Annotated in this window: 6 protein-coding genes; 5 read left to right on the top strand and 1 reads right to left on the bottom strand. The window is 69.6% G+C overall.

All coding sequences use genetic code 11. The features are described 5' to 3' along the window. The first annotated feature begins 26 nt into the window (after positions 1-26). Positions 27-2,144, top strand: coding sequence for a Wadjet anti-phage system protein JetD domain-containing protein (locus EFAMC2_RS09425; RefSeq protein ID WP_261980244.1), 2,118 nt, complete (start codon positions 27-29; stop codon positions 2,142-2,144). Positions 2,145-2,150: 6 nt separating this feature from the next. On the opposite strand, the gene EFAMC2_RS09430 is transcribed toward EFAMC2_RS09425, so the two are convergent. Beyond that, on the bottom strand, positions 2,151-3,191 hold the full coding sequence (locus EFAMC2_RS09430) for an endonuclease/exonuclease/phosphatase family protein (RefSeq protein ID WP_154028912.1): 1,041 nt from the start codon (positions 3,189-3,191) through the stop codon (positions 2,151-2,153). A 241-nt stretch (positions 3,192-3,432) separates the two neighbouring features. Here EFAMC2_RS09430 and dhaK point away from each other — a divergent pair, with 241 nt between their 5' ends. The 4 genes from dhaK (at position 3,433) to EFAMC2_RS09450 (ending at position 7,931) form a co-directional block, all read left to right on the top strand. Next, the gene (dhaK, locus tag EFAMC2_RS09435; protein WP_187325270.1) at positions 3,433-5,205 is read left to right on the top strand and encodes a dihydroxyacetone kinase subunit DhaK; all 1,773 of its coding nucleotides are present in this window, start codon (positions 3,433-3,435) and stop codon (positions 5,203-5,205) included. Positions 5,206-5,355: 150 nt separating this feature from the next. After that, the gene (gene dhaM, locus EFAMC2_RS09440) at positions 5,356-5,748 is read left to right on the top strand and encodes a dihydroxyacetone kinase phosphoryl donor subunit DhaM (RefSeq protein ID WP_154028916.1); all 393 of its coding nucleotides are present in this window, start codon (positions 5,356-5,358) and stop codon (positions 5,746-5,748) included. Positions 5,749-6,064: 316 nt separating this feature from the next. Beyond that, positions 6,065-6,898 (top strand): alpha/beta hydrolase, encoded by an 834-nt coding sequence (locus tag EFAMC2_RS09445; RefSeq protein ID WP_154028918.1) that lies wholly within the window; start codon positions 6,065-6,067, stop codon positions 6,896-6,898. Positions 6,899-7,061: 163 nt separating this feature from the next. Further along, a complete protein-coding gene (locus EFAMC2_RS09450) occupies positions 7,062-7,931 on the top strand; it encodes an alpha/beta hydrolase (RefSeq protein WP_154028920.1) in 870 nt (289 codons plus the stop codon). The last annotated feature ends 26 nt before the right edge of the window (positions 7,932-7,957 follow it).

A 7,957-nucleotide genomic window follows, 5' to 3' on the forward strand; every position in this document is an offset into this window, starting at 1 on the left:
GCATTGAACTCGAAGAAGGAGTGCCTGTGGGAAAGAAGCTCACGGTTGAGGAGCAGGGGATGGTCGTTCGGCTGGCGAAGGTGCTGGCCAAGATCAGCTACGGTCCCATTCGCAGCAATGCGAGCGGCATCGCGAGCGGGCTCATCCGCCTGCGGAGAGACCCGGTAACGGCCGAGAACATCGACTCTGTGCTGGGCAAGTATGGCTGTGCCGGCGCAACCTCGCGCGACACGCTCGCGCGCGCCGGGGTGATTGTGCCGGCGGAGGCCGAGGGGGAGTATCACCTGGCGCTGCCGATGACGGCGGCGGAGGCTCGGGAGGCGGCAGGGGCCACGGAGCCGGCGGCAGCTGAGCCTGGCCCTGCGGATGACGTCCGTGCCGACGGCGCCGATGCCAAGGTGGCTGCATCCGGCGGCGACGTCTGCTCCCAGGATGGGCAGGACGCCGGCAAGGCCGAGGGCGCGGACGCGCGCCGCCCCGGCAAGGCCAAGGCGGCGGCCGGACGGGCTGGCGGGCGTCGCGGCAAGCACTTCCGCGAGGAGCACCGGCAGGGGGCCGAGGCGGCTGAGGCCGGGCCCGAGGGGCCTGCGGCTGGAAAAGCGGCGCAAGAGGGCGCGCCTGGGCGGCCATCATCCGAGGGCGCCGTGGTCGAGCCGCCACAACCTGCGAGCGTCTCCGGTGACGATGCCGCTGGCGCGGCCCAGAATACGGGCGAGGGCGAACCTCGCGCCGGCAAAGCCCACGAGGGTAAGACGCCTGCCGGCAGGAGGGGCGCTGGCAGGAAGTCCGTGGCGGCGCGGGTTCCCGAGGTGACGGCCAGGGGAGGCGGCTCCGCCAGGGCAGGCTCTGCAAAGGCGGCCGCATCGAGCAAGGCATCCGCCTCCGCAGCGCCCGAGACGGCCTCCGCAAAGCCCTCCGCCCCGGCGCCTGCCAGCCCGCTTGGTGGCCTGCGCGCGCTCGCGAGCCGGTTTGGCATCCTGCGCCCGCGTGGAGAGAGGGCGGTTTCCGAGCCCGGCGCGGCGGCTGTCGAAGCCGACCGTGGCGACGCGCGGGCTGCGGCCTCCGATGGCGCCAAGCCCGCGTCTTCCGCCGCCGACGCCCACACCTCCAGGCGCGGCGGCACCCGCGCGCTCGCGAAGAAGGGACCGGCCGAGCTGAGCCCCGCCGCATCCGTCAGGCAGGCGCCCGCCAAGGCGAAGGCCGCCGGCGATGATGCCGCCCCCGCAAGGCAGTCCGGCCGCGGCAAGAAGGGCCGACCCGCCAGCCGCCTCATCGGCAGCGGGCCGCGCACGCTCGACGGCGTGCGTCCCGAGCCGCTGCACACGCCCGAGGCAACCGAGCTTCGCCGCCAGATCCTCGACCTGGACCCTCGCCTGTGGCTCAACGGCTGGCTGCTCAGCTGCCCCGAGGCCTACGAGCTCTACGGCGCGCGCCTGCGCTCGCTCGACCAGGCGCTTCGCGGCGCCCAGACACTGGGCGATGGCACGCTCACCTGTCGCGAGCTCTCCTACAGGGTGTTCGGCGACGAGAAGTTCCTCGAGCAGAACGGTGACGGTCGCAAGCTCCTGGAGCTCATGGGCCTGGCCGAGATCGTGCGCCATCGCCCGAGCCCGCACCTGGGCATGCTGCACTTCGTGCCGCGCAAGCGCTCGCACATGCGCCTCGTCGTCTCGGAGAACCTCGACCCCTGGTATGGCATGCGCGACCGCATGTACGCGGACGGCCGCAGCCTCATCCTGGGCGAGCACGTGGACGGCGTGGTCTTTGGCAACGGCTACCTCATCGACGACGCGCGCCGCCTGCCGGAGCTGCTTGCCTCGCTGGAGTGCGATGACGCCGAGATTCTGTACTGGGGCGACATTGACCGCGCCGGCCTGCAGATCTATGACCGCCTGCGGCGCGTGGCGGAGGGTCGCTTCGAGCTGCGCCCGTTCGTGGCCGCCTATGCGGCGATGGCGCGGCGTGCGGCGGAGCGCTACCCCAACCCGCTCGACAACGAGGCCAGCGCCCAGGAGGGTGTGCCGTTCGACGGTCTCGACGACTTCTGCGCCGAGCTGCCCGAGGACGTGCGCGGCTACGTGCACGCCGTCATCGAGGGCAAGCGCCTCATCCCGCAGGAGATCGTCACGAGGGTTGACCTGTAGGCGCGCCTACAGGTCCAGCGTGCAGACGAGCGCCGCGTGGTCCGTGCCCTCCACCTCGTACGTCCTGAGGTCGCGCGCGCCCACGCCGTCGCTCGCCACCACGTGGTCGATGCCGCAGAACGGCGGCAACAGCCTGCGGTTCTGGGGCCATGTGAGCGTGATGCCCTCGCCGGCGATGCGTGCCGCGTCGTGGAGCGAGTCGCCGAGCATCGCCCGGAAGGGCGCGTGGTCATAGGTGGCGTTGAAGTCGCCCATGAGGACGTAGCGGCGGGAGGGGTCTGCCTCGGCGCGGTCCCTCACCACGCCAATCTCCAGGATGCTCTTGCGCCACAGGTCGAGGTACTCGTCCACGGGGGCCGTCGTGTGCACGGAGACGAAGCGCACCGGCACGGTGGTGACGCCGTCTGAGGAGGTCACCTGGACGATGCCCGCCGGCATGGCCGAGGCGCTGGAGCCCACGTCGTCCGACTCGACGTCCGAGAGGGGCGTGGCGCTCCACACGCCGTTGCCATAGACGCCGTCCGAGGAGGAGCGCTGCGAGTAGGGGAGCAGATCGGAAATGCCGTTTGCCTCGAGCTGGTCCACGAACTCCGAGGTGGTCTCCTGCAGGGCCAGCACCCGCACGCCCTCCTCGCGCACGAGCTTCACGATACGTGCGGCGTCGGCGTTGCCCTTGTAGACGTTGCAGGTCATGACGCGGAGACTGCCGGCCTTTTGCGTGTCTGTATGGGTGGCCGTGGTGTGGGTGAGCGCCCGGGAGTAGAACGGCAGCTGCCAGGTGGCCTCGAGGGCGAGGCAGACGAGCATGAGCACCGCGACGCCGCGCAGCGGCCTCTTGCCGCCTTGCCCCCGGGTGCCGCCGCCGGCGATGCGGCAGGCGAGGCACAGCGCGAGCGCGAGGGCGCCCGTGAGCGCGTACCACGGCGTTGCCGAGACGATGACGGGCAGCAGCGGCAGGGCCGAGAGGCGTGTGGGTGCCAGGCGAGCGAGGCAGCCAACCAGCGTGATGGCCGCAAGCAGTCGCGCAAGGGCGCGCAGGAATCGCATGGGCAGCCTCCTCGTCCTGTCCTGGCGCCGGGGCCCGCTGTCCCGTCGCGCTGAGGACACCTACTATGCCACGCTCCCGTCTCCCTTCACCTAAAGCCCAATGTGTCATTGGGGGCGGATTAATGGGAACCATGTTGGGGAGGGCGGCGCCAGGACACCAGGTCCGCGCCTGTCCGCGATACCGTGGAACCACATGAGGGAGGGCGGCGCCGTTGGCGTCGCGATGACGGAAGGAGCGTCCGTGAAGAAGTTCATCAACCGGCCGGAAGACGTCGAGCGCGAGGTCGTCGACGGCTACGTGAAGAGCTATCCGCACATCATTCGCAAGGCTGCCGACGACATAGTGGTGCGCGCCCACCCCAAGCACGGCCGGGTGGCGCTCGTCTCCGGCGGCGGCATGGGCCACGAGCCGGCGCATCTCGGTTACGTGGGCGCCGGCATGCTGGATGCGGCCGTGGGCGGGGCCATCTACACGAGCCCTGCCCAGGACCGCATCATCGCCGGCATCGGCGCCGTGGCGCCTGGCACCACCGGCGTGCTGCTCGTGATCAAGAACTACACCGGCGACGTCATCAACTTCAAGATGGCCGAGCAGGCGGCCCGTGACGAGGGCATAGCCTGTGACCACGTGGTGGTGGATGACGACGTGGCTGTGGAGGGGTCCTCGTTCACCGTGGGCCGCCGCGGCGTGGCCGGCACCGTCTTCGTTCACAAGTGCGCGGGCGCCGCGGCCGAGGCGGGGGCATCGCTTCCCGAGGTCAAGCGCGTGGCCGAGAAGGTCATCGCCAACGTGCGCACCATGGGCGCCGCCATCGAGCCCTGCACCGTGCCGGCAGCGGGCAAGCCGGGCTTCACCCTTGCGGACGACGAGGTGGAGATGGGCGTGGGCATTCATGGCGAGCCGGGCGTGCGGCGCGAGAGGATGCAGCCGGTCGACGACATGGTCGACGAAATCCTCGACACGATCCTCGCGGACCTGGACTGCGCGGGGCATGACGTTGCCGTGCTCGTGAACGGGGCGGGCGGCACGCCTCCCTATGAGCTCGCGATCGTCTCCAACCACGTGCATGACGTGCTGGCCGCCCGCGGCGTGCGCGTGTGGCACACCTATATGGGCCCCTACCTCACCTCGCTGGAGATGCGCGGCTTCTCGGTGACGCTGCTGAGGCTCGATGACGAGCTCAAGGGCCTGCTTGCCGCTCCGGCCGAGACGGCTGCCTGGACGCAGGGCGCCGTGGCGGGGGAGGCCGAGGGCGACGCGACGGATGCCGCTACCACGCCGGAGGCCGATGATGCGGATTGCTCGCCTGCCGCCGCTGCGCCAGGCGCCGAGACCGCTCCCCGCGCGGCGGACGCCGAGGCCCCAGGCGCCGCTCCCTCTTCGCCCGACGTCGCGGCCGCCATCAAGGCCATCTCCGCCATCGCCGACGCCATGGACGCCAACAAAGACGAGCTCACCGAGCTCGACCAGCCCATCGGCGACTCCGACCACGGCATCAACATGGCGCGCGGCTTCGATGCCGTGCGCGCCCAGCTGCCCGAACTCGCCGGCCAGGACCTTCCGGGCCTGCTCAAGCGCGCCGGATCCATCATCGTCTCCAAGGTCGGCGGCTCGTCGGGGCCGCTCTACGGAACGCTGTTCCGCAAGGTGGGCGTGGCGCTCAAGGCCGAGGGCAGCCTCACCGTGCGCGCGCTCTCCGCGGGGCTGGGCAAGGCCTTCGTGGCCATCGAGGACCTCGGCGGCGCCAAGCCGGGCGACAAGACCATGCTCGATGCGATACGGCCCGCCCTGGAGGCGCTCGAGCGCGGGCGCGTGAACGAGGTCTCGGTTGCCGAGGCGCTTGCGGATGCGGCCTCCGCTGCCGAGGAGGGTGCCGAGGCAACGGTTCCCCTCGTGGCGCGCAAGGGACGCGCGAGCTACCTCGGCGAGCGCTCCGTGGGCCACAAGGACCCGGGTGCGGCGTCGTTCGCGCTGCTCATGCGCACCCTCGCCACCGTCGCGGCCGGGAAGTGAGCCAGGCTGCCGTGAGTCAGCCTGCCGTCTACTTTGACTCATTTTCCTGACAAATGACCGTGACCGGCGCGGTCGTCCTGTATCTGCGCCATCTCTCCGGCCCGCCGCGCGCGGACCGGCATCCCACACATCTCCAAAGAAAGGAATCCCATGGTTGGCGTCGTGCTTGTCTCGCACTCGAAGCCGCTGGCAGATGCGCTGGCGGACTACACGAAGATGATGGCTCCCAACGCGCGCGTTGCCGCGGCGGGCGGCCTCGAGGACGGCTCCTTTGGCACGAGCTCCGACAAGATAGAGGACGCGATTCGCAAGGTCGCGAGCCCGGATGGCGTCGTCGTGCTCATGGACATGGGCTCCGCCGTCATGACCACGAAGATGGTGGTGAGCGACCTCGAGGACGAGGACTTCGAGGCGCCCGTCAAGCTCGCGGACTGTCCCTTCGTCGAGGGCGCCGTCGAGGCCACGGTGCAGGCCCAGGCAGGCTCCTCCCTCGACAGCATCGTGGGCGACCTCTCCAACATCGCCACCACCCACAAGCTCTAGCAATTTGGCAGCAATTGGGGACAGGTTCTTATACAACTTTTCTGAAAGACGGCCTTAATCGGTTTTAATTTCGTGGCATCGGACAAGCGCTAGACTGGGCGTCACAAGCCTGGGCCACCCGTCCAGGCCGTGCGTCAGCGGAGCGGGCGCGAGCGCCGTGAGGCGCCGGTGGCGCTGGTGCGGCACCATCGCGTCATCGGCTTCTCCCAAGGCTAAGCCCGCGCTTGTGCCCGCACCTCGCGCACGGCCCGCGCGCTCGGCCCCGCTCCCGCACCGTGCGCTTCAAACGGGGCACATATCGGCATCAGGAGGCACGATGGCACTTGTCAGCGTCGACTACTTCTCGGCTGCGCTCATGCGCACCACCACGTTGCAGATCGTTTTGCCCTTCGACACCACCGGTGACGCGTTTGCGGCAGACCGAGCCGTCCGCGACGAGCCCAAGCCCGGGGATGCGTTCCCATACCCGCCCGTCCGCGCGCCCTTCCGTACGCTGTTCCTGTTGCACGGCATCACGGGCAACCACACGGACTGGATCAGCCGCTCGAACATCTGCGAGCTGGCGGAGCGGCACAGCCTCGCCGTCATCATGCCGAGCGGCTACAACGCCTTCTACCTCGACCAGCCCGACTCGCATAACTATTACGGGCGCTTCGTGGGGGAGGAGCTCGTGACGGCCGCCCGCAGGGTGCTGCCGCTCTCCACGCGCCGAGAGGACACCTTCATCGGCGGCATCTCGATGGGAGCGTTCGGGGCTCTCCGCAACGGTCTCAGGTACTGCGAGACGTTCGGCGGCATCGTGGCCCTCTCCTCGGCGATGGTGGCGGGCGGCCTCGAGCAGGTGCTCGCGGAGGAACCCTTCTTCCTGAGCCGACCATTCCTCGAGTCAACCTTTGGTTCGCTCGGCCAGGTGCGCGGCGGCGACAAGGACCCGGTGCGCCTCGCGGCGGACCTCGTCTACTGCGACCGGCCCCGCCCGCGCGTCTACCTCGCCTGCGGCAGCTCTGACCCGCTTGCGCCGGCGAACCGGCAGCTTGCCCAGCAGCTGCACGACACGGGGCTCGACGTTTCGTATCGCGAGGAGGCCGGCGGGCACGACTGGGCTTTCTGGAACGACGCGCTGCCGGCTGCGCTCGACTGGCTGGGCTAGAGCGAAGGTCGCGCGCTGCCGGGCGGACGTCGCCTGCGCTTCGCTCTCCGCGCGCCGACACCAAACTGCTGCCCGTGCCTTGGTCTTCACGTGCTCGAGCGCGACCGAGATGCTCGGAATCGTCGCTTGCCGCCGCCCGGCCCACATGCCAAGGGGGGATTCAATGGCTCTGCTCAGAATCGACTTCTATTCCAACTACCTGCGGCGCAACGTCGTGCTCACGGCGGTGGTGCCGGTGGACAAGATGGCGGGCGACAAGCTCGCCACGCACCGTCGCGGCCCGTACAGGACCGTCTACCTGCTCCACGGCCTCTTTGGCCAGGACGTGGACTGGATTGACAAGACCCACGTGGTGGAGACGGCCGAGGCACGCGACGTCGTGGTGATCATGCCGTCTGGCGAGGACGGCCTCTACCTCAACAAGCCCGAGATAGACGAGTGGCATGGCAAGTTCATCTCCGAGGAGCTGGTGAACTTCACACGGCGCCTGCTTCCCCTCTCGGCCAAGCGCGAGGACACGGCGCTGGCGGGCATCTCCATCGGCGCGTACACCGCTGCCGTGAACGGCCTGGTGCGGCCGGACCGCTTTGGGAGCATCATCTGCCTCTCGGGCGCCTTCATGCGCGACCGCGTGCTCAATGCCGCCGCGAGCGACTCGGCGAGCAAGCGTCGCCGCTACGAGCGCTTCTTTGGGGACCTCAACACCGTCATGGGTACCGAGAAGGACTACGTGGCGCTGGCCGAGCGCTTCCGAGACGCGGAGCCGGGGGAGCGCCCGCGCTTCTACGTGGCCTGCGGCGAGCACGACAACCTCTGCCAGCAGAATCGTGACTTCGTGCATCTGCTCGACGAGAACGGCTTCGACGTCACGTACCACGAGCCGGACATCGGCGCGCACGAGTGGCCTTTCTGGAACGCCTGGATTGGCTGCGCTCTGGACTGGTACGCGCCGGGCGATATGAGGCCGTCGACGGCGCCGGTGGACTACACGGCCCTCACGAGCCTGCGCCCGCCCGGACAGCAGCAGAGCTAGCTGTTGCGTGCCATGACGTTGTTTAC

The organism is Olsenella uli, from assembly GCF_901212655.1.
GTDB classification, from domain to species: domain Bacteria; phylum Actinomycetota; class Coriobacteriia; order Coriobacteriales; family Atopobiaceae; genus Parolsenella; species Parolsenella uli_A.

Coding starts and splice junctions, on each gene's coding strand:
- EFAMC2_RS09450 (WP_154028920.1), top strand. CDS start 7,062: ATGGCTCTGCTCAGAATCGACTTCTATTCCAACTACCTGCGGCGCAAC.
- EFAMC2_RS09430 (WP_154028912.1), bottom strand. CDS start 3,191: ATGCGATTCCTGCGCGCCCTTGCGCGACTGCTTGCGGCCATCACGCTG.
- EFAMC2_RS09445 (WP_154028918.1), top strand. CDS start 6,065: ATGGCACTTGTCAGCGTCGACTACTTCTCGGCTGCGCTCATGCGCACC.
- dhaM (WP_154028916.1), top strand. CDS start 5,356: ATGGTTGGCGTCGTGCTTGTCTCGCACTCGAAGCCGCTGGCAGATGCG.